Source organism: Heliorestis convoluta, from assembly GCF_009649955.1.
GTDB lineage: Bacteria > Bacillota > Desulfitobacteriia > Heliobacteriales > Heliobacteriaceae > Heliorestis > Heliorestis convoluta.
This window is the reverse complement of record NZ_CP045875.1, coordinates 3179818-3203477: the sequence shown is the minus strand read 5'-3', so window position 1 is coordinate 3203477 and position 23660 is coordinate 3179818. Positions and strand designations below refer to the sequence as shown.

Sequence of the window (23660 nt, the reverse complement as noted above, 5' to 3'; positions counted from 1 at the left end):
TTTTCCTCCTTTTTGAAAATATAAGATCAATCTCTCATCTCAGCTCAGCAATAGGTCAAGGCGTGCTACCGATAATCGAAAAGTCGCTTCGTTTTTTTCTCGCTCCGAGGCAAGCTACCTTGGGGCAAGCACGTCACTTCAGCCAGAATACCGATAGAAGACTTGATTTGACTACGACAAGAAGCAGCAACTTCATCTGATGAATAGCCTTCTTCAATCTCCACTTTCAGACACATATGATCCTTATATTCCCGGCGCTCTAAGATGATCTGATATTCACTTAAAGCACCTTTCGTTTGAGAAAGAACCTGATCGATCTGACCTGGAAAGATGTTGACGCCTTTGATTTTGAACATATCATCACTCCGTCCGATGAGACGTTTCATCATCGGATAAGGACTGCCACAAGGACAAGCCTCCTGGACCAATCTTGTCAGATCACGTGTGCGGAAGCGAATCAGTGGCATCCCTTCTTTGGTTAGAGTGGTAATGACAAGTTCGCCTTCTTGCCCTGGCGGCAAGACTTTTCCTGTCACAGGGTCAATAATTTCAAAGTATAAGAAGTCATGCCAGTAGTGCAATCCTTGGTGATAGGCGCAATCAATGGCGATACCAGGACCGTAGATTTCTGTCAAGCCATAGATATCAAAAGTCTGAATATCTAAGAGCTCTTCCATGTGCTGGCGCATCTTATTGCCCCACCGTTCCGATCCGAAGATGCCTAAGCGCAAGTGAAGTTGATCTAAGAGGCCTCGCTTCGCCGCTTCCTCAGCAAGGAGTAAGCCATAAGAAGAAGTGCCAATTAAGACGGTCGTTTTCAACTGCGTCATCATTTCGAGCTGCTTTTCCGTATTGCCAGGACCTGTTGGGATGGCCATGGCGCCTAGTTGCTCCACACCAGCTTGAAAGCCTGTGCCGGCTGTCCAAAGACCGTATCCAGGTGTTACCTGAACTCGATCCAGAGAAGTAACACCCGCCATTGCCAAAGCTCGTGCCATCATTACGGCCCAATCAAGAACATCTTTTTGGGTATAAGGAACAATAACGGGCTTTCCTGTTGTTCCTGAAGAAGAATGAATACGGACTACATCTTTTTCATCGGCTGCCATTAAGCCGAGAGGATAGCCTGCTCGCAAGTCCTCTTTGGTCGTAAAAGGCAAGCGAGCTAGGTCTTCGATGGATGTAAGATCGCCTCGCTGAAATCCAGCTTGGCCCAAGCGTTCACGGTAAAAGGGGCTTTTTTCGAAAGCATAATTGACAGCAGTAATCAGTTTAGGCCACTGTTCCTGGGTGATTCTTTCATAATCAATAATGGAAGCCATAGAACTCTACTCAACTCCTGTTGTTACCTCTCAACTTTTCTAAATAATCTCTACGCTCTTCTCAAAAGCAGTCCGTCCTGCCTGGAAAGCCAGGCGGTTTACTTCTAGTAGGTGAGATGGCAGCACTTCTTCTGCCACTGACCAGAGGGACTCACCTGGAAAAGGAAGTATATCTACTGTAGACAATGCACCAAGCATGACCATGTTCACAGCTTTTACATTACCTGCTTCTAGCGCTATTTCTGTCGCATCGAGTAGAGACACTCGATCTTTTTCTTGTGCTAGAAAGTTGAGTATCGATGGCACATTGTAGCCTTTTTCGTTTGACGATAATCCTGGCGGAATGATGGGTCGACTGTTAACAAGGGCTATGCCATCAGGAGCAAGCTTGTCCCAGTTGCGCAATGCTTCAGCTGGTTCTAGACTCAGCAAGATTTGAGCCTTTCCATTGGGAATCAAAGCGCCTGAGAGATTCTGACCGACTCGCACATGGCTGATCACAGGGCCTTCGCGCTGCGCCATGCCAATGGTCTCCGAAGTGCGCACTTCTAGACCAACTTTAAGAGCCGCTTCTGCAAAAAGGCGGGAAGCAAGCACTGTTCCCTGCCCACCAACACCAGAAATGATCAGGTCAAAGCAGTTCATAAGCTTCCCTCCTGTTGAATCACTTTCTTCGGACAAACATACGCACAGGCCCCACAGCCCGTACATTTGGCTTTTTCAATATAAGCAGGCCCTCGTCTCTTTTGCTTCCGATCTTCTCCCCGATCTCCTTCAAAAAGAGCAGGACAGCCTAAGCGATCAATACAGATTCCACAGCGAAGGCAAGCCTCTTGGTCGACAACGTAAGGCTTAGAAGGACGAGTCCGGTTAATACATAGGCGTTGACAGATCAGAACAGAAACACCAGGCTGATCTAAAGCCTCACGAGCAGCCTCAATGGTTGCCTCTAAATCGTAAGGGTCTACAGTGCGTACCCAGTTGGCACCGCAAGAGCGAGCTATGGCTTCAAAATTAAAGCGAAAAGTCTGCTCTCCTGTTCCCGTTATACCCATGCCAGGATGGGGTTGATGGCCCGTCATAGCCGTCGTTTCGTTATCAAGTATTACAAGGGTCATTCGAGCTTGGTTATAAACAGCATTAATTAAAGGCGCCATGCCGGAATGGAAAAAGGTAGAGTCCCCCATAAAAGCAACAACGGGACGATCTTTTTCGACTTTATGAAAGGCTGCTGCCATGGCTGTAGAAGCGCCCATGCAGAGGCATGTGTCCGAAGCGTTCAGTGGGGGCAAAGCGCCAAGGGTATAACAGCCAATGTCGCCAGTAAAAATGGCCTTCTTAGGACGAGCTGCCACATTGAAAGCGTAAAAAGAATTACGATGAGGACAGCCAGCACATAGAACGGGTGCTCTTCTTGGCGGTTCGGGGCGATCTTCACTTGTGTTTCTATATGTACTACCTACAAGATTGGGCAACGCTGCTTCGATACTCTCTGCGAGCAAAGGATCAGCTTCTCGGAAGAAGCTAAGCAGTCTCGTTGCCACGAGATCGCTGTTAAACTCACCTTCTCGCGGCAAGGTCTCGGAATATTTACCATAGACGGACAGAGAATTGAATGCTCGGTTTAGCGATAAAGCAGTGAGCAATTGCTCTTCAATGACTGGCTCAAGTTCTTCAACGCATAGCACGGAGGACTTGCCTTGTAGATATTCAAACAAACCTTCCGTCGTAAAAGGGATAGGTGCTCCAATTTTATAAACTTCTGCTGTCAAACCAAAGCGTTCTAAGGCTTCTTTCACGTAGTTAAAAGAAATTCCGCTGGCGATAATCCCTAGGTCTTTTAATTCCTTATTGCCACCTCTGATCCATCGAGATTCATTGAATCCCGCTTGCAGAGTCCAACGGGCGATTTTGGGCTGAATGGCATTAAGCTGTCGATGGGCTTGCGATGAGCGGGAAGGCATAATCACCCAGCGAGGATCTTTTTCAAAATTGCCCTTCAGACGACTTTTTTCTTGAGGAGGCGGTATAAAAGCGATGTCCTGGCAAACATGACAAACTCGAGTTGTAGGGCGAAGAATAACTGGTACTCCCATCTCTTCTGAAAGCTCAAAAGCTTTCAAGGTCATTTCACGAGCTTCTGCAGGTGTCGCTGGATCGAGCACCGGAATTTTGGCAAAGCGACCAAAAAGCCGGGTGTCTTGCTCCGTCTGCGAACTGTGAGGACCGGGGTCATCAGCAACAACAATGACCAAGCCGCCTTTAACGCCAAGGTAGGCTAATGTCATAAGTGGATCAGCCGCAACGTTAAGGCCTACCTGCTTCATGCAAGCCATGGCGCGTAGACCGGACCAAGAAGCCGCGATGGCTGTCTCGAGAGCAATTTTTTCATTGACAGACCATTCAGCTGCGATTCCGTACTCTTTACTGTGGCGTAATACTGTCTCCGTAATTTCAGTAGACGGTGTGCCGGGATAGGCTGCCACCACTGCGACGCCCGCTTCAATGGCACCCCAAGCGATGGCTTCATTGCCCATAAACAGTTTGTGCTTCATCTTCTATGGAAACCCCTTTCGAAAATGGCAGCCATAATCTGACTGGCATACCCTAAATTATACTATGTGACTACGAAAGGGGTAAAGCTCCAAGAACAAGAAAGGGTGCACAAAGAAGTACAAGGCGATGGTTCTCCTGTATTTTTTCATAACAGGGAGAACCATCGCCTTGTGTTCTATACGCTATAACCGAAATCGCTCAACAGACTGCTCGAGCATAGTTGCTATCTTTCGAAGATCGTCAGCCATTTGAACAAGTACGTTCATCGTTGCCGATTGTTCTTCTACCGAAGCCGATATTTCTTCTGTAGAAGCCGCATTTTCTTGGGAATTGCGATTGATCTCTTGGATCGTTTTTAATACCTTATCTTTTTTCTCATCAATTTTCAGAAGACCTTGGTTCAGTTGATCTACTTGTGAAAAGAGAGTGCGTACTGACTTTTCAATCATTTGGAAAGATTGGTTCGTTTCCTGAACCGCTTCATTCGATGACTTGGCTTTTTCTGTTGCTTCATTCATGCTTTCTTTCGTACGAGTAATTTCATGGCGAATCTCATCTATCATCGATGCAATTTCATCGGTTGAATTGGCTGATTGCGCTGCAAGCTTGCGTATTTCTTCGGCTACTACAGCAAAGCCTCGACCTTGCTCTCCAGCGCGAGCTGCTTCAATGGCTGCATTGAGCGCCAGCAAGTTCGTTTGATCGGCAATCGATCCGATAGCAGTGACTATTTTTCCGATAGAACTCGATTTGTTATTTAGAAGGGTTACGCTTTGCTCCAACTGCTCTAAAATTTTATTGTAAGCATGAAAATTATCTTGCAATCGTTCAACGGCCTCTACACCTTGTTGATTGGCTTCTTCTGCTTCTTGCACAAACTGTTGCGATTGCTGAGAGTGGTTCATCACTTCCGTCATATCTTCTGTCAACAACTCTAGCTGTTCAAAACCTTCTTTGGCGCTACTTGCTTGTTCTGATGTTCCTTGGGCCAATTCCTCCACCGTTTTTGCGATCTGGTCAATCGTAACATTCGTTTCAGTCGTTGCTACTTTCAACTTTTCGGCATATTCATTCGTTTGACTTGCCTTTTCTTGAATCTCTTTGACTAGATTGGCCATCGATTGCTTCATCACGGCAACAGCCTGGGCCATTGTACCTGTCTCATCTCGATTGGATGTTACCGTACTGAGATAGTTATCGTCTGTGAAATCGTATTGCTCTATTTTTTGCAAAGAGTTCGTAACCATGGTGATAGGCTTGGAGATTTTACGACTGATCCATAAAGCAATCAATCCCACCAGCGCCATACCGCTTACAATAATCCAGAGCAAGGCTGTCTTTAAGCTTTCAATATTATGGAGCAAGTCACTTTCTACAACGATCAATCCAAAAACCCAACCATTGGGCAGAAGATGATAGCTTAAAACACTTTTTCCACGGGGATGATCATAGCTAAGATATCCTGATTCTGTGGATTCGATTTCATCGGCTACATAGTTTAAAGTACCATCTATAATGGTTCTGAGATTGGCATCTCTCGGTAGATCAGGGTGAACTAGAAAGTTTTGTTTTTCATCTAATAGATAGGCAAAACCATGATCATAAAAGTTATACCCCAAAATGGTGTCTTCAAAAAACTTAAAGTTTAAATCAATCCCTACAACACCTAGCAAGGTCTGACCTATATAGACAGGCCTTGCATAAGATATCATTTCTAGATCTAGATGGTCCCACTCATGCCACTCATAGGGTTCTGACCAAATTCCTTGTCTCGCATCGATTGGATCATAGTACCATCTCATATACTCTAGATTGGGATCAAATTCTTCTATAGTCAGTCCAACATCTAAAACATAATTGCCCGTACCTTGAAGATCTACATAATAAATTTCTCCGACTCGTCCCGTAATATCGGGATTTACATAGAGGTACATTGCCATAGCAGATGCGTTTTCCGCTGCTTCTACTACAACAGGATTCATATAGGCTAGAAAGCGCTCTAGATAAGCAGGATCATTTTGTAACGCCGCTATGTCTACAGAACTCACAGCACGCTTTGCCAGCTCGTCGACGGCTCTTTCTGATTGCAAGATTAGATAGGTAAATTCTTGCGTTTGTTTTTCTGACATGGTTATCATATTGTTTTTGGCCAGTTCTTGAATTCGTTTGCTGCTCTCCATATAGGCAACGACACCTACGAAAATTGCCAGCAAAGATGATGTGATCACCATGGACAGCACAATTTTTACCCAAATCCTAGAACTAAATTTCGAAGCAACTTTAGGGCGCCAGTTGGTCCCTTCTTTACTCACACGTCTCGTCCTCCCTTGACGACTTTTTACATCTCCCATTCTACATAGTGCTTTCTATCACGCTCTTGCTTATGATATATTCTCAAACATTATGACTTTGTTCCATATTTTGGATTTTTGCAATCTAACAGGTTTCTTGATATTAGTACCTTCTTAACGTAAAAAACAAAAAGAAGAGTCGATCCCAAGAACGGGATCAACTCTTCTTTCAAGTTAGGGTTACAAAGGACTGGCTATCTTTTGAAGCTTATTGTTGCAAATCAAAAAAGCCCTCTCGCCATTCTTGTTGCTCCAACAAAGAAACAAAATCATTCTGAAACACTTCCCATGAAGAACCATATACTCTTATATCTTTTTCAAAAAGCACATTGAATTGCTCTCTCGAAAAAGCGATGCTGTTGATATCTTGCTCCTCATGAAAAGCAAAGGTGATCTGATCTACGTTGTCAATAAGGCAAAACATCAAGGCTGCATTTTGAAGCATCTCGTCGGTTACAGGGATAACTTCTTTTTGAGCCAGCTCTTCAGGCATCTCATAATTCACAGTGATACCATAAGGCTCCGCATCCGTCTGTAAGGCAATGCCTTCTCTGTAATCGTTGTAGTAAAGCAAGTTTGTCATGTTTCCAACTTTGCTTGCATCACCTACATACAAGGTTTTCTGCTGATAAATTTTTTGGTAATCTAAGGCGCCCTTTTGCACCTCTTCTTTCTGAGGGCCGCATGCTGTAAGGAAAAGGGCTAAGAGGAGTAATAATAACGGGAAGGCTAAAGTCTTTACTCTAGTTTTTGCTTGATAAAGTTTACTATGTTCTCTTTTCATTGGACACCTCGTACTCAATTTGATTCGACTTTTTATTGTGACCTCGTTTTTTGATTCTAGTATATCACAATGAAAGAAAAGTTCCGACCTTTAGCAGGTCTAAAGCCAAAGGAAAAATTGAAGAACCCTTACCCTTTTGATACAATAAGTTCGACTCTTGCATATTCTTTGCTAAAAAGGATTTGAGCCTTATGATCACCTATCGAATAGGAAGCTCCCTCTATCTCAACATTACCAACCGCTGTACCTGCGACTGTACTTTTTGTGTTCGCAACAGTCCTGCAGGTCTTTCGAGCGGATATGATCTTTGGTTGGATCAAGAACCCACTGTCGATGAAGTATTACAAGATGTTAAAAAATGGGATATCTCACAGTTGCATGAGTTTGTCTTCTGCGGCTATGGCGAACCGATGCTTCGAACTGACGAGGTTCTCAAAATTTGTAAAGCACTGAAAGCCACTTATCCGCTTCAAGTTCGGATCAATACAAATGGCCATGGAAATTTGATTAATGGCTATGACATTACGCCATCGCTTAAAGACTGCGTCGATGCTATTTCGATTAGTTTAAATGCTAAAAATGGGGAAGACTATCAAAGCTTGTGTAAATCGATGTATGGAGAAAAATCCTTTCAGGCTCTACTAGATTTTGCTTTGCAATGCAAAAGCTATGTAACTCATGTTATTGTATCGGTCGTTGATATTCTGCCACAAAAAGATATTGAAGCGTGCCGTAAGATTGCAGAACAAATCGGAGTCGGCTTTCGAGTTAGACATTATGGAGGATGAATTGCGACAGCTTTTTGGAGTTTAATTCAAGATGTAATCATTGAGAAAATTAAGAGGACTATAAAAACAAGTACCTTATTGCAGACGAAAACCGACCAATCTGGTCGGTTTTCGTTGTGATCATAGAACTTCTACCGCACCTGAATCTCACCTTCATAAACAAAACCACGTAAAGCATCAACAGTTACAATCATGCCATCTTGCAACGACGCCAAAGCGCCTCCTGCATTGACGATAACAGGGATCCTGCAGTTAATGCCCACAATGACTGCGTTCGAAGATAAGCCCGCTTCTTCTGTAATAAGAGCTGCTGCTTTTGTAGCATAGGGTGCTGTTTCTTCATCGATACCAGCTACCACCATGATATCGCCTTCTTGAAATTTATGTAGATCTTCATAATTTTTGATTAAGCGCACTTTTCCTTGCACTGATTCATGTCCGATCCCTTGACCTCGAAGAATTACATGGGCTACAAGATGTACACGAATCATATTGGTTGTGCCAGGCGTTCCAAAAGGCATGCCTGCCGTTACGATCACAAGATCGCCATTTTGAATGAGTTCTGCCTGGGTTGCAACGCCTAAACCATCATTCACAATTTCATCGGAGTTCTGGAAGCGCTTCGTCAACAAAGGGTAGACACCCCAGAGTAACTGGGCCACTCTTGTTGTTTTTTCCTTCGGTGTTAAAGCAATAATGGGCGCTTTCGGTCGATATTTCGAGACCATACGAGCCGTATAGCCCGAATAGGTTGCTGTGACAATGGCTGTTGCACCGAGTTCATGGGCCATCTGTACGGTCGCATGGCTTACGCCATCGGTCGTTGTGCTTTCTATGGTCATGCCTTTTTGTAAAAACAAATTCTCATACCGCAAATCTTTTTCTGTTCGAATGGCGATTCGAGCCATTGTTTCTACGGCTTCTACGGGATAGAGACCTGCCGCTGTTTCACCACTTAACATGACAGCATCGGTGCCGTCCATAATGGCGTTGGCCACATCGCTTGCTTCCGCTCTTGTTGGCCTGGGATTGACCATCATGGACTCAAGCATTTGCGTTGCTGTAATGACAGGCTTACCCTGTTGATTACACTTTTGTATTAACATTTTTTGAACAAGCGGTACATCTTCTGCTGGTATTTCAATGCCTAGATCGCCACGAGCCACCATGATGCCATCGGCTACATGTAAGATTTCATCTATGTGATCAACACCCGTTGGGCTTTCTATCTTGGCAATGATGGCCATATCACCGCCAGCATCTTCTAAAACTTTACGAATGGCTAAAATATCAGAAGCTCTTTGTACAAAAGAAGCAGCGATACAGTCCATGTCTTGTTCTACGCCAAAGTAAAGATCTTTGATATCTTGCTCTGATAAAGGTGGTAAGTTGATCAGCACACCCGGTACGGCCACTCGCTTGTTATTGTGAATCTCACCGCTGTTTTGAACGGTTGTAATAATCTCAGTGCCTTCGACTTTGTCTACCACCAAGCTAATTAAACCATCGGCCAGTAAAATTTTCACTCCTGGCCAGACTTCTTGGGGTAAATTCTTATAGGTTACAGACACACCTTCGGCAGTACCCATTCTATCCTGGGCTGTTAAGGTAAACTTTTGCCCTGCTTGTAAGTACACTTTTTGATCGACAAATTGACCGACGCGCATTTCCGGTCCTTTGGTATCAAGCATGAGCGCAATCGGTTTTCGTGACCTTTGTGCAGCTGCTCGCACCATCGCGATTCGCTTGCTATGATCAGCATGAGTGCCATGAGAAAAGTTAAACCGGGCAATGTTCATACCTGCTGCTATCATCTGATCTAATACAGTCTCTTGATCTGTACTCGGTCCTACAGTACAGACAATTTTTGTCTTTTTGATCAACTCTTAACCCTCCTCTATGACAGTGCATTACCACATTATTTCCTGATAACTTTTAGAAAACCCTTTTAGCTGGAAATTTATTTTCTATTAATCCTTTCTCATCTACTCTATCCAAGCTCCCCAATAATAAGCAAAAAGAACTCCTACGATGAAGTAGAGCAATACAAAGAGCCAGTTCCACCGAATTGAAACATCTCTAATAGAACTATCGAGATATTTGGCAATTGCGATGGTGACGCCTGCAAAAGGTGAGATGATGTATGAAATGGAGCCACCTAAAGCAAGGCACAAGGCCAGAGAAATATCAGAAAAAGGCAGTTCGATGGGTGTTAAGATTTTTCCGAACATAACAATCGTTATAAAGGGGTGGATTCCCACAAGTGATGTAGCAATTATCGCCAGCGGTATGACAGCTACAGCCGATAAGCCCAAGCCATTGACGTAACTTTGTAATGTATATTGAAGAATTATCATAAAGCCAGACTGTTCTAAAGCGCCTGAGAAGAGGCCCATGGCGATCAAAAAAGGGGCAAGATCAATTGTTTTTAAGGCGTCCTTGTTCCAGTAGTTCCTCAGAGTCTCAGAAAAGCTCGGCTTTGAAAGATGGAGAATTGTCCAAAGAAGTGTCACCAGCGCTACAGCTAGCATAACTCGATTGGTAGCAGCGCCAATGTTTCTTTGATCGAAAAGCACAACGAAGGCAATTAGGCTTGCTAAGACTACGATGAGATGGACAATTTTATTACGTGCTTCTCTTCTAGGTAGGTTTCCTTGATCGATCTGGATGGGGGCTTCATTATTCGAAGCAAAACTGAGTTTTTTCTCTAAGAAGTAGGAGAGGAAAATGCCAATAAAGGCTAGTAGTAAGCCCGGTAGAACGATCGAAGACCAAGCAACACCGGTGGCTTGCATTACTAAAAAGAGATTAATTGCGCCAGGCGCCCATAAAGCAGCCAGTCCATAGCCACGAGATGTAGCTGTAGCAATAAACTTTTGATAATGGGATACACAGTTTTTTAAGGTATTGCCTAGAATGGAGATCATGACGGGAATGGAGCCAAACATAAGTAAACTCGTTAAAAAATGCGTTCCTGTTGTAGTGAGCAGAAAAAGGCCTTTTTCTCCTTGCGACGATCGGCTAATCCAGTATCGAATGGCTTTGTCATATTCTCCGATTGTAATGGGAATTGCAAACAATTGCATAATCGCAACGATGGCCACAACGTTGGTTAAGGAGTTGGCCGCCTGAGCCCAGGTGATAAAAGAATGATCATACCAAAATAGCAGCAATATCCCTATCCCCAAAAAGATAAAGGTGATCAGACGAAAGCCTTTGTCCATAATCTGGATTCCCGTTATGAAGACAAGCACTGTTACGACAAAGAGAGGTATCGTAAGGTCTACACCGACAAAAGGCTTTGCTAGATGCATACCTGCTAAAGCGAAAAGTGCTATTTTACATATGTTTCTCATCCTGAAGGTCCTTTCTTCTGGAAGGACAGAACAATCTTATCTATCGTGATATATCAAAGTTATTCTGTACAATTACATCAATGATTGTGCAAATTATAGCATGTTGTTTGGACAATAGTTCATGATCAGAAATATCCAAATTGTCTATCTTTTTTATCCCTTAGAAAGGATTGGCCTTATGGGTTATAATAACAAGGTAATGAAGATCGATTTCTTATGAGTTCATGAAAGTGATAGAGAACCTACACTTTCGAGGAGGCTTTCATTCTGTCTGAAGCGATTGTAAAACTTAGAGAAACACCGATGCGTAAACTTTTCTTTAGTTACCTCATTCCTTCTGTGTTGGGTATGTTTTTGATGTCTATTAACATCGTCCTAGATGGCATCTTCGTCAGCCACGGCGTGGGACCTCATGGTTTAGCTGGCGTTAATGTTGCCTTCCCTGCGTTTTCTATCTTTTTTTCGATTTCTTTGTGGATTGGCGTTGGTGGGGCCACCCTATATTCCATCGCCCTAGGGCAAAAAGAGTTACAACAGGCACGAGTTATTTTTACCCATTCTTTCTTTTTAGCGATTTCTATTATTGGCTTGCTTCTTTTGGTAAGTCTCTGGCAAGTTGATCGCTTGGCTGTGTTTTTTGGGGCCAATGAAGTGATTATGCCCTACGTGATTGATTATTTATCGATTTTACTCATGTTTGGTATTATCTATGTTCTTGAAAACATCTTAAGCCTTTTTGTACGGAACGATGGTAACCCATACCTAGCTACAGGTGCTTTAATTGCGACCTCTCTCTTTAATATTATCTTTAATTATCTTTTCATTTTTCAGTTTGGCTGGGGTGTGAAGGGCGCTGCTTATGCAACCATTCTGAGTACGGTTATTGGCTTTTGCGTATTGTTAGCTCATTTTTTCCGCCCTGGAAGTCACTTAAAGCTGGTTAAGACTTCCTTATCTCGTCCTGTGGTAGGAGAGATTTTCACCATTGGTTTTCCTAGTTTTGTGGCTGAAATTTCTATTGCTGCTGCGATGATTGGGTACAATGTTACTTTTATGAAGTTTCTCGGGGAAATTGGTGTTGCCGCTTATGCCATTGTCAATTACATTCATCTTGTGATGCTCTTGCTCTTTATTGGTGTCGGTTTGGCCTTGCAACCGATTGCAAGCTTTCATTATGGAGCAGCGCTGCTAGAGCGAATGCACAGTAGTTTGCGTTTGGCTTTGCAGACCGCTTTATCGATGGGTGCTATTGCTCTAATCATAGGTTGGTTTTTTGCCGATGGCCTTGTTGCTCTTTTCGATGTACCAACGGAGGCGCTCTATAATTTGACTGTGCAAGGAATATCGCTTTTCTTCCTTAGTTATCTTTTTTTAGGTTATAACCTGGTCTATGCTTACTACTATCAATCTACGGGTCAGATTCGCTTGTCTATCCTGATTACACTCAGCCGCGGCTTTATTCTTGTCTTGCTCTTTCTCTGGTTGCTACCTCCCTGGCTTGGCCTTTACGGGATCTGGTTGGCCATTCCGGTAGCCGAAGCTTGTACAAGCGCTTTTATCTTTTTATATAATCGTAAGTTTGGGGTAAAAAGATCTCTTACAGAAAGGAATGCATCGTGACATCATTAACACTTCGTGACGGAATTAAGGCGGCTTTTCCGATTGCCATTGGTTACATTCCCATTGCCATTACCTTCGGTGTTGTGGCTCGCTCAGCAGGCATTCCTGATTCTATCACGATGCTTCTTTCTTTTCTTGTCTTTGCTGGTGCCAGTCAGTTTATTGCTGTTAACTTGATCAGCCTAGGCTCTTTTTTCGGGGAAATTGTGTTGACAACTTTTATGCTGAATCTGCGTCATTTGCTGATGTCGGCTTCTCTGTCGCAGCGATTGGAAGGGGATACCCCAAGATCTTTTTTACCTTTTATTGCTTTCGGTCTTACTGACGAATCATTTTCCGTTGCAACACTGCGCAAAGAAGCCTATCTCACGCCTATTTTCTTACTAGGCCTTAATTTTACAGCCTATATAGCTTGGGTCGGTGGTACCTGGCTCGGTCTTTTGCTTGCTTCGGGCTTGCCTGTTACCTTGCAAGCGAGTATGGGGATCGCTCTTTACGCCATGTTCATCGGCTTAATTGTCCCTGCTTTGAAAACTTCACGACCTTTTGTACTTGTTTTCCTCTTGGCTGCTGCAACGCACATTCTTTTGACCTGGCTTCCTTTTTTTGCACCCTTATCGGTTGGTTGGTCTCTACTGCTTTCTGCTTTAGTCGCTGCTTTTGTAGGCGCTATGATTGACCAAAAGGAAGGTGCTCCTTCGAGTGAATAATTTATTGCTTCTTGTGATCGCCATGGCACTGGTAACGTATCTGCCTCGCTTGCTGCCCTTTCTAGTAATCAAAGAAAAAAAGCTGCCTCCTTTTTGGAACAGCTTTTTGAAGTATATTCCTGTTGCTGTGATTGGTGCATTAATCTTTCCCGGTATTTTGACGTCTACAGGCCAGTTTGCTTCGGCTCTTTTTGGGGGGCTCATTGCTTTCTTGCTAGCCTGGCGGCAGAGCAATGTGATTGTTGTTGTTTTTGGGGCGATTGTTGGTGTTTTTTTGTGGGAGATACTTTGATTGGGTCTCTTTTATAAATCACTCAAACAGGACTTCCCTTGCCCCACTTTGCAATAAAAACTTCTCAATTGTCCTCTTCGCATTGCTATGGGCTACCTCCATAACTTCCGAACGCCTCAACTTATCTTCTAACTGCTGCAAGGCAATCGCTTCTGCTTTATGAACATCTTTCGGCGACACTTTTCTAAAAATACCGGTACCATCATCCCAATAGGTCCACTTCTCTGGATCAAAGCTTTTCTTGATGATTTCTGGCTCGGGTAGCTTTACCGTTACGACACCATCGTTCACCTTGTATTCTTCTATTTTGTTGACATCTATACCAATTAATATTTCTGCTTCGCCGACAGCAAGGTAGCTTTTTTTCATAAAGGGTAAATTCCAAGAACCGCTCGCTTCTGGCGGTATGGCAACAACTAGATCGGTGATTAGACTTACAGAGACTAAGGAAGCGACTTCTCGAATGTCAGGAAGTCCTAGCGTAACTTCTTCTTTTTTGGAAAAAAGGCATCCTGATAAGAGGAGAGCCAACACTAGCACGGTCATTGCTGTGAGCATTTTTTTCATTGATAGAAGCTCCTTTCTTGTTGTCCGAGGCTTTTTATAACTTTGACGCTCTGCAATAGGGAAGGGTATTGCCGTTTTTCTTGGTTGTATCTATTGCAAGGATTCTAGGTACAACAGAAGAATTTCGCTGCTTGCATAGAAATTCCCTGTTTTTTGTCTATAGAACTCGAAAGCCCTGAACGAAATACATCGTTCAGGGCTTTTTTTAGAGGATTTCAGACCTCAGCTATTTAAGCACCTTGTTACCGCTTAAATCTCTTCTTCAAGATTTTCTTCTTCATCTTCCGTAACATCTTCAGAAGCCTCATCTTCTATAAGATCCTTTTCATCGGTGTCCTCTTCTAGAAGCTCCTCTTCTAGCAAATCCTCTTCTTTGGCTTCCTCATCGACAATGATATCTTCTTCCGTTACTTCCTCAACAATCTCTTCTTCTATTGCATCTTCAACAATTTCCTCTTCAACGATCTCGTCAGCAATCTCTTCCTCGATTTCTTCTGCTAACTCTTCTTCAATAATATCGATTTCGCCCGTTTCTTCATCATAGAGAACTCGATCGCCTAAAGCTATACTAATAAAGCGTAGAGGTACGAGTGTTCGATTGTTGTACAGACTTGGTGCTGTATCCATCACTTGCTCTACACCATTCACGCGAATGACCGAGCTATCCAAGGAAAGCTCTACTGTCACACCATCTCTTGTAATGGTGATCAATTTGCTTTCTTGATTCCAATCTACTTGAGCACCCATGCCTTCTGTAATCGCTCGAACAGGTACAAGAACGCGGCCTTCTCGGATGACAGGAGGTACATCATAGGTAAGCCTTTGTCCATGAACAAAGAGTCTGTCTTGGACAGCACGATTTTTCATTTCCTCTTTTTGCGCTTTGGCTAAAGCTTGGTTTTGCTTGCGTTCTAGTTTTCTTTGTAATTGAAGTTCTTTTTTCAACTTTTTCAGTTCTTGCTTGGAGAGAGGTCCTTGTTGCTTATCTTCTTCAATAACTTCTTCTTCAACTTGTTCGGGCTGTTCCTCGACAATTTCTTCATTGATTGCTTCTTCGATTTCTTCTGCTAGTTCCTCTTCATTGATTATCTCCACATCTTCTTCCGCTAGCTCTACAGCGAATCCTTGAAGGGTCATCTCTTCTTCAGTAGCCTCCACTTTTTCTGCCGCTACTGTTCTAACTTGTACTGCATTATTTTTCGGTCCTGCTGGAATATTTCTTTCTCGTAGCGATTCGTGGACAGCAGCACGAACAGCTTGTCCCATATTGCCTGGTTGTCCCGGCCTATCATTTTTTGCTTCTGCTTCTCCGATTGCTAAGGCTGTAACGCAGAGACCAGAAAAAAGTAATGTGCATGTAATTTTTAATGCATGCTTCATTGAGCCACCCCTTTTGCTTTTTCTAGTCTTGATTATAGTGGGAAGAAGCAAAGACAGAAAGAGTCGACAGTCCTGATTTCGGTTAGGACTTGCCTGGGACCGTTTAATGCAAAAAAAGCGGACATTTAATGAAAGCAAGTAGCATCAGAACCACAGGTGTACAATCGTCGAATCACCATGTCACATTCTTTTTCTCATATAATTGATCATATAACTGGCGTGTTTTTTCTTCATTGCGATAATTAATTACAATATACTTATCTCTTGTTCGGATTACGACATAAGGACCTTGACGAGAATGAAGATGCAAGCGACTTCTTCCCCATTCTTCTACACGAAAATTTCCTTTCATCACAGGTCCAAAATGGAAACCGTTGGTACGTATGATAATCGGTGGTATCTCTTCTTCAACTCTAATTTCCTCGATTTCTGCCAAAGAAAGGTCTTCTCCGTAAAAACCACTGACTAGAAGTCGTTCTTCTTCTATAGTTACAGTTGATTCTTGCATACCTCCCCAGAGTAGACCCACGAAAAATAACATGATAACAAGGATAAAAGTTGTTACTCCTTTAGATTTAGCCTTTTGTGTAGGTGGCGTAAACTTTTGCGCCTTTACTACCATATAAAGAATCCCCAGGACAAAGAAAGCCCAAGCAAGATCTGACAATAGAGCGTAACCAGAATACGCAAACACAGCACCAATGAGGAGAACGAGGGCCAGTAGTAGTAGACTATTTCCTATAAAGGAAAAGAGACCACTATCACGCATATGTTTTTTATCTTCTTCTGACGCCGTATTGTATCCAGCCATAAGATCTAGAAAACGCCCAGCACGAAAAAAAACACCTATAAGAGCTAGTAGTGCTGCAACAAGAAGATTCCCGATAATAATATGCTCTCACCCTTTCCTCGAACGTATTAATATACCTGCAATAAAAAAACATACTCCTCAACCCCTGGTCCCTGGTATCTACAACCAAAAGATGAAAAAAGTACTTTGCAGTACTTCACTCACTTGTCATAAGATTTGATAACACCGCAAAATCGTCCTTTGTGCTAGAAGCAATAGGACTAAGGTCTTAAATCGTTTTACAATTTACCAGAAAAATATGCTAGAATACCAGTAGAAGTATTTTTCATCAATAGTTAATTTTAGTAATGGAAATACAAATTGCACTTCTTATTATCTATTGTTTTAGTTGTTTCATGTTTTTTAGTCTTTGCAGAAGATTACCAAAAGGTAAGAGAGGATGTGGGTCTTATAATTAAGGTGTTAGTCGTTGATGATGCCGCCTTTATGCGTAAGACAATCAAGATGATGATAGAAAAGAAGGGCTTTCAAGTCGTTGGAGAAGCGGAGAATGGTTCAACCGCTGTTACAAAATACCTTGAATGCCGCCCGGATCTTGTAACTATGGATATTACAATGCCCCATGTAGATGGAATCACAGCTCTTAAAGAAATTATGGTCCTTGACCCGAAAGCAAAAGTCGTTATGGTTACGGCCATGGGACAAGAGACTCATGTACGTGAAGCTGTTATGTGTGGTGCCAAGTCTTTTATCGTAAAGCCTTTCAAAGAAGAAAACATCGTGAATACACTCAAAAATGTTTCCGCTCTGTAGAGAAAGAGTTCTGTAAGGCCTGTTAATCATCGAGAAAAAGAGAAGTGCAGGCTTTATGTTTTGAAGAAGCTGTGCTATGCTATCGACAAGGGTCCTGCCTTTGTTGCTTTTACTAGCAAGTATCGTAACAATTCGACAAAGGGGTAGGGAGTCCTTATTTTTTACGATCATTTTGGCTTGGAGGGACTCCCTTTGTTTCCGCAAAAGTCTGAAAGAAAACTACAATCGCTCATCACTACCATCGGTATCGGTGGAGGCGGTTGTAATGCCATTGATTATATGATTCGTCAAGGTGTTGAGGGTCTGCAATTTGTAACTATCAATACAGATCTGCAAGCCTTACAACGCTCACAAGCAGAGAAAAAGCTCCTCCTTGGTTTAGGCACAACAAAAGGACTGGGGACTGGTTCTCATGTAGAATTGGGCAAAAGAGCGGCCGAAGAAAACCTGAAAGAACTGTTTGAGCTGATAGAAAATAGTCAGGTTGTGATTTTAGTGGCTGGACTTGGTGGTGGAACGGGCACAGCTGTGATACCTTTTTTGGCCAAGATAGCACGCGAAAAAGGTCTTCCTGTATGGGCTGTAGTAACACTGCCTTTTACTTTTGAAGGACGTAAGCGCTCCCTGATTGCCACTGCAGGTCTTGAAGAATTGCATCCCTTTGTAGACCTACTTCTTGCTATTCCCAATGACCGTCTCTTGACCCTTTCTGATCGAAAAACTTCCATGAGCGATGCTTTCATGCTTGTCGATGAGATATTACGTCTGGCCGTTGATAACCTCTTATCTCAATACAAGTTAACCCATTCAGCAACTATGGATCGGGAAGCTCTGCAAGCATCCTTAAATAACATTGACGACCTATTGGCCAAGCTATCACTCTCACCTGTGCCTGTTGAAGTAGTACCGATGGAAGTGGCTGGACAAAAAGGCGCTCTCTTAATTAACATTAACTCTGCTGATATGAATGAACTTGATCAGCTTCCCGGCATAGGTCCTGCTTACGCTCGCCGAATCATTCGCTTCCGAGAAGAATATGGTCCTTTTCAATCGCTTGATGAGTTAATGAAAGTATCAGGGTTAGGTCTAAAAAAAGTTGCCCAGTTAAAAAGCAAAGCTTGTTGTTAAAGGATAAAGAAAAGGTCACCGAAGAAGAATTACAGTTCTTCCTGGCGACCTTTATTTTTTTCGACTAGATCAGGACGAAGCTTTGCCGCTTCTCCAAGATAGATATGAAGGACTTCTTCTTGCTTTTTCGTCGTATTCACATGCATTAGGAGGCGTATACAGCGTTCCATCGCGCCAGGCACATCCATTTCACGAGCGCAAAGCAAAGGAACAGACTGAAAGCCCATCTCTCGAGCTACATAAGCTGGAAAATCAGCGTTTAAGTCTGCTGTAGCTGTAAAGATCACAGAAGCAATATCTTCTATTTGCACATCATTGGCTCTCATCATTTCTAAGAGCAGCTTTCGTGTTGCTTCATGAATGGCTTCTTTCGTATTCTCTTCTACGGATATAGCACCGCGTAAGCCTCTGTGATAGATGGTCATTCTTTTGTTGCCTCCTCTAATGCGGCTCGATGGCCCATACCTACGGCGACTTCGTCAAGATGAAGCAGACCAATGCCAAAGAAAATTGCTACAGAAATATGGTCATCATAACGAGCCAGGCCGACTTTGCCTCCGATATTCAATCCAACTGCTTTGGCCATAATTTGCATCATTGCTTCGTGAGTCGCACCAGCAACAGCACCTTCTTCATGATGGCTCTGTCCGATCATATTCTCTCGCCTTGCAGCTACAATGGCTCGTTCAATAATTTTTTTAACAGCTCCAATGTATTCGCCACCGTAGTCGACAGCTGCAGAGCGAATGCCTTCTCTAGCAAAGCTTTTTCGCAATTGGTATTCTTCTTCTCTTGAATCCGTCATGGCCAAGCGCAAAGCTGCAACAGCAGCTTTTCTACTTCCCCGAGTTCCTGTCATGGCCAAAGCCCTCCTATCGTCGGCGAATCTTAGGTGTCTGTCACAACCTCTGCAGCACTTTTTCCCGCAATAGCGCCTGTAGACCAAGCACCTTGTAAGTTAAAACCACCTGTATATCCGTCTACATCGATTACTTCCCCAGCAAAAAAAAGACCGGGAACAATTTTGCTAGCCATGGTCTTCGGGTTGATCTCTTTGATGGAAACGCCACCAGCTGTAACAATGGCTTCTTTCATCGGTCGATGATCGACAACCGTAAGCGTCATGGCTCGGATCAACTCTTGCAAACGAAAACGTTCTTGTCGATTAATTTGATGCACAAATTTATCTTCGGGAATCATAGATAGCTTTTGAATAACGGGAATCAGTGACTTCGGTAACAAGTCTTGTAATGCATTCTTGTATTGTTTCCTGGCATATTGTTCAAAATCTCTTTGAATTCGTCGATCTAATTGCTCCGGTGTTAAGGCTGGTTTTAGATTGATCTTCATTGTTAAGGGTTCTTTTTGGTCTGTACTTTTCCCTTTTTGCTCCCAGTAGTCTGTTGCTTTTTTGCTTAATGTTAAGATCAAAGGACCTGAGAGACCAAAATGGGTAAAAATCATTTCTCCAAAATCTTCTCCGAGCTTTTTCCCATTCTTTGTTGTCAAGGTCAGTCGTACATTTTTGAGCGATAACCCTTGTAGATCGGCAATCCACTTTTCTTCTGTAACGAGTGGCACAAGCGATGGGCGCAAAGGTTTGATCTCATGTCCTACTATTTGAGCCAGTCTATAACCGTCACCGGTACTTCCTGTGCCTGGATAGGTCATACCGCCCGTTGCAATGATAATAGCAGAAGCAGGAAAGGAGTCGCCTTTTTCTGTAACGACACCTGCAACAGCCCCTTCAGCCTTGCGCTTAATCGCTTTTACTCTTTGTCCATAATGAACCGATACTCCCAGTCTTTTTAGCTCTTTCTCTAAAGCATCGACCACATCTTGCGCACGATCGCTCACAGGAAAAACACGCTGACCTCGTTCAATTTTAAGAGGTACGCCTAGATTTTCAAAAAACTCCACCGTACGTGCGCTATCAAAAGCGCGCAAAGAGCTGTAAAGAAAGGTGCCGTTACCTGGGAAATGGCGAACAATTTCTTCTACATCTGCTGCACTGGTGACATTGCAACGACCTTTGCCTGTAATAAGTATTTTCTTACCCAGTCTTTCATTGCGTTCTAAAAGTGTTACAGAAGCTCCGGTCTTAGCTCCCATGATGGCGGCAATTAGACCGGCTGCGCCCCCTCCGATAACTAGAATCGATGACATTATTGCTCTATTCCGCCTTTCAACGGCCAATCAGTTTGCGTTCTATACTCTGTATAATCTTTCTCTGTTCTTCGTTAATACGATATATAAGACGTTCGAGCTCAAAACGTTGCAAAGAGATGTCTTCTGGCTCAAGCATCTCAATCTTGCGAAAGTCTTCTCGTAATGTAAATCGCAATAAATCTTCCAATGAATCTGCTCTTATGGTTAAGATAGCCGGTGCAAAAGCGACCTCTCGCCCGCTTACTTCATCTAAAAGGCTATAAATATCTGCTTCTGTATCGATCTGCTCTATTACAATGCCTTGAATCGGCACATTCTGCAACAAGGACACTTGCTGTTCTCGAATCGTTCCTGCTTCTTTATCCAACCCATTGTTGCTAAAAAAAATCCTACTCTTCCGATAGGGAGTTCGAAAATCGAGACGAACTCTTGCTTTTAGAGGAGGGGGCCAATCTTCCCCTTGTATGTTGATTAAGTCAGTCAAGATTATATCCTCCAACCAATCTATAATATATCTCCTTATTCGAGAAAAGCAGGTAAAATTCCTTTAATTTTATGGAAAAAGGAATGCCATTTTAATACTCAATCCCCCGTCGACTGGCTAAGCCAATCTGGTAAGGATGCTTTACTTCTTTCGTTTCTGTCACCAAGTGAGCTCGCTCTACGATCTCAGGCGGTGCATTCCTTCCCGTAATAACGATTTCAACGTGATCAGGCTTTAGGTCCAGCAATTGCAGGGATTCCTCTACTGTAATAAGTTCAAAATAAATGGCATTCGATAATTCGTCAAGAATCACTAGATCAAATTCTTCACTTTGAAGAACTTCTTTTGCTTTCGCTAAGGCTTTTTGGGCTATTAATAGGTCTTGTTCTTCTGCTTTTCCTTTCTGGACAAAGCACTTCATACAACCTAAGCACTTCATCTCACCTTGCCGAATTAAAGGATCATGGGGACAATTTCGTCCATACTGCGCAATCTGAATTTGAGGGTACATCCGTTGTAAAGCAAAAAGTTCACCGTAATAAGCATTGCCTTTCATAAACTGAATGATAAAAGTCTTAAAACCATGACCGGAAGCTCGTAAAGCCAAGCCTAATGAAGCTGTTGTCTTACCCTTTCCGCTTCCTGTGTAGACCTGAATAAGTCCTTTTTCTAGAGTCGGCCTTTTTATGGTCTTTCCCTCCCTTGTTATTCTTCTTCGTAGCTGGCGAAGATACTTCTTTTATAAGCTGAGCTACTTGAGAAGGTCTTAGTTTGCGATAAGATCCTTCCGGCAAGCCTTGTAATTTCAAGGGTCCAAAAGATAGCCTTTGTAATGAGATCACTTTATGGCCAACTGCTTCCCCCATACGGCGAACCTGACGATTGCGACCTTCATGAATGGTTAATTCGAGCGTTGTTGAATCTTTGTCTTTTTTTATCATTCGAACTTTCGCAGGCGCTGTGACACCATCTTCTAGCTCAACACCTTTCGCTAGAAGAGAGAGCGTTACAGCGTTCACCTGTCCTTTTAAAGTAACTTCATAGGTCTTCTCTACCCCAAAGCTAGGATGGGTCAATCGATAGGCTAGATCACCATCATTGGTAAGCAACAACAAGCCTGTTGTATCTTGATCAAGGCGACCCACTGGAAAGATCCGTTTTTTTACTTCCGAAAGCAAGTTCATTACAGTCGGCCTTCCTTGTGGATCTTTTTTCGTCGTCACATAGCCTTTTGGCTTGTTCAAAAGATAATAAACTTTTTCTTCTTTAGAATCAATTACCTTGCCGTCTACAGCAATTTGGTCTATTCCTTCTTGAACTTTTACACCCAATTCTTTAACTGTCTTACCATTTATTTGTACACGGCCTGCAACAATCATTTGTTCTGCTTCTCTGCGAGATGCTATGCCTGCTGCAGCAAGGACTTTTTGTAAGCGTATAGTTTCCGTTGTCTTGTCCTCCTTATAGTATATATAGGTTAGGTTTTACGATCTATTGTAAGCGATTTCAAAAAATAAAACAAAAGACCTACTTTCCAATTATGGCCCAAAGTAGGTCTTTTTACCGTATTCTCTTTTCCACAAGGCAAGGAAGCTAGGCTTTTCTTTTCAGCACCGACTCAGGACAGGCTCTGCTTTCGTTCTATGGTTACTTCTTACTTTCGCAAGTCTTGTGACTTCGCTAAAGTCGTAAGCATATTCGCCAGTCATATGATCGAGTTTTACAAGTAAAAAGCTACCACCATCTTCATCATGAACGATGCTGCTAATAGTCCCTGATTGCGCATTATAAGTAATTACACGTTCGCCTATCTGGTACATATAAGATTGCTTTGCCATCGTCCTCCCTCCTTTCGTGGCACTATCGTTGACAGTCTATTCTGAATAGATGATCAACTTAATCTCGCTATTATAGTACCACAAAAAGCTTGTGTATAAAAGAACTTTTGTAGGAAAATCTTTTTCTTTCTCTGTTCTTTTTCAGACTTTATCTCTATATAAATAAAAGTCGACAAAAATATACCGAAGCCAAAAAACTTGTCACATCAGCCAATAAACCTGTAAATAGGGCATATCGATAACGGCTTACACCTACAGCACCAAAGTAAATGGTTAGAACAAAAAAAGTCGTATCGGTCGTTCCTTGCATGGTAGAAGCCAGACGTCCAATAAAGGAATCGGGGCCATGCGTTTGAATTAACTCCGTAGCTACACCGAGAGCCCCGCTACCGGAGAGAGGACGCATAATGGCAAGAGGCAATATTTCGCCAGGTATGCCAAGCCAACTTGTTAAAGGCGCTAAAAAGCCGAGAACGATAGCCAGTGCACCGGTCTCTCGAAAAATTCCAATGGCCACCATCATTGCTACGAGATAGGGTATGAGCTTAATTGCTATCGTGAAGCCTTCTTCAGCACCGGAGACAAAAGCATCATAAACTTTAACTTTTTTCATTAATCCGACGAGTAAGATAATTGTCAGCAACAGGGGCACTGTCCATCTTGATAGGGGATCAAGTATCTCTGTTAGCAT

The 23660-nt window shown here is 42.9% G+C and carries 24 protein-coding genes; 6 read left to right on the top strand and 18 right to left on the bottom strand.

Features of this window, described 5'->3' with window-relative positions; translation table 11 throughout:
• Positions 1 to 65: 65 nt before the first annotated feature.
• The 5 genes from FTV88_RS15420 to FTV88_RS15400 form a co-directional block, all read right to left on the bottom strand.
• Positions 66 to 1322 (bottom strand): phenylacetate--CoA ligase family protein, encoded by a 1257-nt coding sequence (locus FTV88_RS15420; protein ID WP_153726427.1) that lies wholly within the window; start codon positions 1320 to 1322, stop codon positions 66 to 68.
• Positions 1323 to 1361: 39 nt separating this feature from the next.
• A complete protein-coding gene (locus FTV88_RS15415) occupies positions 1362 to 1967 on the bottom strand; it encodes an indolepyruvate oxidoreductase subunit beta (RefSeq protein ID WP_153726426.1) in 606 nt (201 codons plus the stop codon).
• Positions 1964 to 3877, bottom strand: a complete 1914-nt coding sequence (gene iorA / locus FTV88_RS15410) for an indolepyruvate ferredoxin oxidoreductase subunit alpha (protein ID WP_153726425.1) — start codon at positions 3875 to 3877, stop codon at positions 1964 to 1966. The genes FTV88_RS15415 and iorA overlap by 4 nt, the downstream gene beginning before the upstream one ends.
• Before the next feature lie 183 nt (positions 3878 to 4060).
• Positions 4061 to 6190 carry a methyl-accepting chemotaxis protein gene (locus tag FTV88_RS15405; RefSeq protein WP_162008090.1) on the bottom strand — a complete coding sequence of 710 codons (2130 nt, stop codon included), beginning with the start codon at positions 6188 to 6190 and terminating at the stop codon, positions 4061 to 4063.
• A gap of 247 nt (positions 6191 to 6437) precedes the next feature.
• Positions 6438 to 7013, bottom strand: coding sequence for a DUF4825 domain-containing protein (locus FTV88_RS15400; protein WP_153726423.1), 576 nt, complete (start codon positions 7011 to 7013; stop codon positions 6438 to 6440).
• Between the two features lie 191 nt (positions 7014 to 7204).
• Between FTV88_RS15400 and FTV88_RS15395 the strand changes: the two genes are divergently transcribed.
• Positions 7205 to 7801, top strand: a complete 597-nt coding sequence (locus FTV88_RS15395; protein ID WP_207707889.1) for a TatD family nuclease-associated radical SAM protein — start codon at positions 7205 to 7207, stop codon at positions 7799 to 7801.
• A 131-nt stretch (positions 7802 to 7932) separates the two neighbouring features.
• Here FTV88_RS15395 and pyk read toward each other — a convergent pair whose 3' ends face one another.
• Both pyk and FTV88_RS15385 read right to left on the bottom strand, forming a co-directional pair.
• Positions 7933 to 9684, bottom strand: a complete 1752-nt coding sequence (gene pyk, locus FTV88_RS15390; protein ID WP_153726421.1) for a pyruvate kinase — start codon at positions 9682 to 9684, stop codon at positions 7933 to 7935.
• 102 nt (positions 9685 to 9786) lie between these two features.
• Positions 9787 to 11157 carry a hypothetical protein gene (locus tag FTV88_RS15385; protein WP_153726420.1) on the bottom strand — a complete coding sequence of 457 codons (1371 nt, stop codon included), beginning with the start codon at positions 11155 to 11157 and terminating at the stop codon, positions 9787 to 9789.
• Between the two features lie 303 nt (positions 11158 to 11460).
• Between FTV88_RS15385 and FTV88_RS15380 the strand changes: the two genes are divergently transcribed.
• The 3 genes from FTV88_RS15380 to FTV88_RS15370 are packed head-to-tail and all read left to right on the top strand — an operon-like array spanning position 11461 to position 13779.
• Complete coding sequence (locus FTV88_RS15380) at positions 11461 to 12777, top strand: MATE family efflux transporter (RefSeq protein WP_153726419.1); 1317 nt, start codon at positions 11461 to 11463, stop codon at positions 12775 to 12777.
• Entirely contained in the window at positions 12774 to 13487 is a 714-nt protein-coding gene (locus FTV88_RS15375; RefSeq protein WP_207707888.1) for an AzlC family ABC transporter permease, read from the top strand. The genes FTV88_RS15380 and FTV88_RS15375 overlap by 4 nt, the downstream gene beginning before the upstream one ends.
• Positions 13480 to 13779 (top strand): AzlD domain-containing protein, encoded by a 300-nt coding sequence (locus FTV88_RS15370; protein ID WP_153726417.1) that lies wholly within the window; start codon positions 13480 to 13482, stop codon positions 13777 to 13779. The genes FTV88_RS15375 and FTV88_RS15370 overlap by 8 nt, the downstream gene beginning before the upstream one ends.
• Positions 13780 to 13797: 18 nt before the next feature.
• Here FTV88_RS15370 and FTV88_RS15365 read toward each other — a convergent pair whose 3' ends face one another.
• The 3 genes from FTV88_RS15365 to FTV88_RS15355 all read right to left on the bottom strand — a co-directional run bounded on the left by FTV88_RS15365 (position 13798) and on the right by FTV88_RS15355 (position 16612).
• Positions 13798 to 14346: a DUF4230 domain-containing protein gene (locus tag FTV88_RS15365; protein WP_153726416.1), complete on the bottom strand. Its 549-nt coding sequence runs from the start codon at positions 14344 to 14346 to the stop codon at positions 13798 to 13800.
• A 249-nt stretch (positions 14347 to 14595) separates the two neighbouring features.
• On the bottom strand, positions 14596 to 15726 hold the full coding sequence (locus FTV88_RS15360; protein WP_153726415.1) for a copper amine oxidase N-terminal domain-containing protein: 1131 nt from the start codon (positions 15724 to 15726) through the stop codon (positions 14596 to 14598).
• Between the two features lie 172 nt (positions 15727 to 15898).
• Positions 15899 to 16612 (bottom strand): DUF3784 domain-containing protein, encoded by a 714-nt coding sequence (locus tag FTV88_RS15355; RefSeq protein WP_279236999.1) that lies wholly within the window; start codon positions 16610 to 16612, stop codon positions 15899 to 15901.
• Positions 16613 to 16987: 375 nt separating this feature from the next.
• Between FTV88_RS15355 and FTV88_RS15350 the strand changes: the two genes are divergently transcribed.
• Positions 16988 to 17350 (top strand): response regulator, encoded by a 363-nt coding sequence (locus FTV88_RS15350; protein WP_153726689.1) that lies wholly within the window; start codon positions 16988 to 16990, stop codon positions 17348 to 17350.
• A 192-nt stretch (positions 17351 to 17542) separates the two neighbouring features.
• Positions 17543 to 18478 (top strand): helix-hairpin-helix domain-containing protein, encoded by a 936-nt coding sequence (locus FTV88_RS15345; protein ID WP_153726413.1) that lies wholly within the window; start codon positions 17543 to 17545, stop codon positions 18476 to 18478.
• Between the two features lie 29 nt (positions 18479 to 18507).
• Here FTV88_RS15345 and aroH read toward each other — a convergent pair whose 3' ends face one another.
• The 8 genes from aroH to FTV88_RS15305 all read right to left on the bottom strand — a co-directional run bounded on the left by aroH (position 18508) and on the right by FTV88_RS15305 (position 23660).
• Complete coding sequence (gene aroH / locus FTV88_RS15340; protein ID WP_207707887.1) at positions 18508 to 18903, bottom strand: chorismate mutase; 396 nt, start codon at positions 18901 to 18903, stop codon at positions 18508 to 18510.
• Positions 18900 to 19337, bottom strand: a complete 438-nt coding sequence (locus tag FTV88_RS15335) for a HutP family protein (protein ID WP_153726412.1) — start codon at positions 19335 to 19337, stop codon at positions 18900 to 18902. Before FTV88_RS15335 ends, aroH begins: the two co-directional genes overlap by 4 nt.
• 29 nt (positions 19338 to 19366) lie before the next feature.
• The gene (locus FTV88_RS15330) at positions 19367 to 20644 is read right to left on the bottom strand and encodes a BaiN/RdsA family NAD(P)/FAD-dependent oxidoreductase (protein ID WP_153726411.1); all 1278 of its coding nucleotides are present in this window, start codon (positions 20642 to 20644) and stop codon (positions 19367 to 19369) included.
• Positions 20645 to 20663: 19 nt separating this feature from the next.
• The gene (locus FTV88_RS15325) at positions 20664 to 21131 is read right to left on the bottom strand and encodes a hypothetical protein (RefSeq protein WP_153726410.1); all 468 of its coding nucleotides are present in this window, start codon (positions 21129 to 21131) and stop codon (positions 20664 to 20666) included.
• A gap of 91 nt (positions 21132 to 21222) precedes the next feature.
• Positions 21223 to 21819 carry a cob(I)yrinic acid a,c-diamide adenosyltransferase gene (gene cobO, locus FTV88_RS15320; RefSeq protein ID WP_153726409.1) on the bottom strand — a complete coding sequence of 199 codons (597 nt, stop codon included), beginning with the start codon at positions 21817 to 21819 and terminating at the stop codon, positions 21223 to 21225.
• The gene (locus FTV88_RS15315; RefSeq protein ID WP_207707975.1) at positions 21758 to 22570 is read right to left on the bottom strand and encodes a pseudouridine synthase; all 813 of its coding nucleotides are present in this window, start codon (positions 22568 to 22570) and stop codon (positions 21758 to 21760) included. Before FTV88_RS15315 ends, cobO begins: the two co-directional genes overlap by 62 nt.
• A gap of 168 nt (positions 22571 to 22738) precedes the next feature.
• Complete coding sequence (locus FTV88_RS15310) at positions 22739 to 22969, bottom strand: hypothetical protein (protein WP_153726408.1); 231 nt, start codon at positions 22967 to 22969, stop codon at positions 22739 to 22741.
• 154 nt (positions 22970 to 23123) lie between these two features.
• Positions 23124 to 23660 carry a spore maturation protein gene (locus FTV88_RS15305; protein WP_153726407.1) on the bottom strand — a complete coding sequence of 179 codons (537 nt, stop codon included), beginning with the start codon at positions 23658 to 23660 and terminating at the stop codon, positions 23124 to 23126.

Coding starts and splice junctions, on each gene's coding strand:
- FTV88_RS15310 (WP_153726408.1), bottom strand. CDS start 22,969: ATGGCAAAGCAATCTTATATGTACCAGATAGGCGAACGTGTAATTACT.
- FTV88_RS15400 (WP_153726423.1), bottom strand. CDS start 7,013: ATGAAAAGAGAACATAGTAAACTTTATCAAGCAAAAACTAGAGTAAAG.
- FTV88_RS15335 (WP_153726412.1), bottom strand. CDS start 19,337: ATGACAGGAACTCGGGGAAGTAGAAAAGCTGCTGTTGCAGCTTTGCGC.
- aroH (WP_207707887.1), bottom strand. CDS start 18,903: ATGACCATCTATCACAGAGGCTTACGCGGTGCTATATCCGTAGAAGAG.
- FTV88_RS15385 (WP_153726420.1), bottom strand. CDS start 11,157: ATGAGAAACATATGTAAAATAGCACTTTTCGCTTTAGCAGGTATGCAT.
- FTV88_RS15395 (WP_207707889.1), top strand. CDS start 7,205: ATGATCACCTATCGAATAGGAAGCTCCCTCTATCTCAACATTACCAAC.
- FTV88_RS15330 (WP_153726411.1), bottom strand. CDS start 20,644: ATGTCATCGATTCTAGTTATCGGAGGGGGCGCAGCCGGTCTAATTGCC.
- FTV88_RS15360 (WP_153726415.1), bottom strand. CDS start 15,726: ATGAAGCATGCATTAAAAATTACATGCACATTACTTTTTTCTGGTCTC.
- FTV88_RS15305 (WP_153726407.1), bottom strand. CDS start 23,660: ATGCTAACAGAGATACTTGATCCCCTATCAAGATGGACAGTGCCCCTG.
- FTV88_RS15380 (WP_153726419.1), top strand. CDS start 11,461: ATGCGTAAACTTTTCTTTAGTTACCTCATTCCTTCTGTGTTGGGTATG.
- FTV88_RS15365 (WP_153726416.1), bottom strand. CDS start 14,346: ATGAAAAAAATGCTCACAGCAATGACCGTGCTAGTGTTGGCTCTCCTC.
- iorA (WP_153726425.1), bottom strand. CDS start 3,877: ATGAAGCACAAACTGTTTATGGGCAATGAAGCCATCGCTTGGGGTGCC.
- FTV88_RS15415 (WP_153726426.1), bottom strand. CDS start 1,967: ATGAACTGCTTTGACCTGATCATTTCTGGTGTTGGTGGGCAGGGAACA.
- FTV88_RS15420 (WP_153726427.1), bottom strand. CDS start 1,322: ATGGCTTCCATTATTGATTATGAAAGAATCACCCAGGAACAGTGGCCT.